A 1,455-nucleotide genomic window follows, 5' to 3' on the forward strand; every position below is an offset into this window, starting at 1 on the left:
TCAAAGATTATAGAAGAATGATTTGGGAAGATCAGCCAAAGAGAGTAATAGCCTCGTATTTAAAATAGTCTTTGTACCTAGCAGTATCCTGAGTACGGCGGGACACGTGAAATCCCGTCGGAATCTGGGAGGACCATCTCCCAACCCTAAATACTCCCTAGTGACCGATAGTGAACCAGTACCGTGAGGGAAAGGTGAAAAGCACCCCGGGAGGGGAGTGAAATAGAACCTGAAACCGTGTGCCTACAACAAGTTCGAGCCCGTTAATGGGTGAGAGCGTGCCTTTTGTAGAATGAACCGGCGAGTTACGTTATGATGCGAGGTTAAGTTGAAGAGACGGAGCCGTAGGGAAACCGAGTCTGAATAGGGCGCCTTAGTATCATGACGTAGACCCGAAACCATGTGACCTACCCATGAGCAGGTTGAAGGTGCGGTAAGACGCACTGGAGGACCGAACCAGGGCACGTTGAAAAGTGCTTGGATGACTTGTGGGTAGCGGAGAAATTCCAAACGAACTTGGAGATAGCTGGTTCTCTCCGAAATAGCTTTAGGGCTAGCGTCGACATTAGAGATTCTTGGAGGTAGAGCACTGTTTGGGTGAGGGGTCCATCCCGGATTACCAATCTCAGATAAACTCCGAATGCCAAAGAATTATGGTCGGCAGTCAGACTGCGAGTGCTAAGATCCGTAGTCGAAAGGGAAACAGCCCAGACCACCAGCTAAGGTCCCAAAATAATTGTTAAGTGGAAAAGGATGTGGGGTTGCACAGACAACTAGGATGTTAGCTTAGAAGCAGCTATTCATTCAAAGAGTGCGTAATAGCTCACTAGTCGAGTGACCCTGCGCCGAAAATGTACCGGGGCTAAAACAATTTACCGAAGCTGTGGATACCTTTATAGGTATGGTAGGAGAGCGTTCTATGTGTGATGAAGGTATACCGTGAGGAGTGCTGGAACGCATAGAAGTGAGAATGCCGGTATGAGTAGCGAAAGACAGGTGAGAATCCTGTCCACCGTAAGACTAAGGTTTCCAGGGGAAGGCTCGTCCGCCCTGGGTTAGTCGGGACCTAAGGAGAGACCGAAAGGTGTATCCGATGGACAACAGGTTGATATTCCTGTACTAGAGTATGTAGTGATGGAGGGACGCAGTAGGCTAACTAAAGCAGACGATTGGAAGTGTCTGTCTAAGCAGTGAGGTGTGAATTGAGTTAAATGCTTAGTTCTATAACATTGAGCTGTGATGGGGAGCGAAGTTTAGTAGCGAAGTTAGTGACGTCACACTGCCAAGAAAAGCTTCTAGCGTTTAAACATACTCTACCCGTACCGCAAACCGACACAGGTAGTCGAGGCGAGTAGCCTCAGGTGAGCGAGAGAACTCTCGTTAAGGAACTCGGCAAAATGACCCCGTAACTTCGGGAGAAGGGGTGCTGACTTTACGTCAGCCGCAGTGAATAGG

The 1,455-nt window shown here is 48.7% G+C and carries 1 rRNA gene; it reads left to right on the forward strand.

The window, feature by feature from the left end:
• Nucleotides 1-1,455, forward strand: a 23S ribosomal RNA gene (locus HT736_RS10230); the annotation flags it as partial.

It is taken from the genome of Streptococcus sp. 339 (genome assembly GCF_013277285.1).
In the GTDB taxonomy this organism is placed as follows: Bacteria; Bacillota; Bacilli; order Lactobacillales; family Streptococcaceae; genus Streptococcus; species Streptococcus pseudopneumoniae.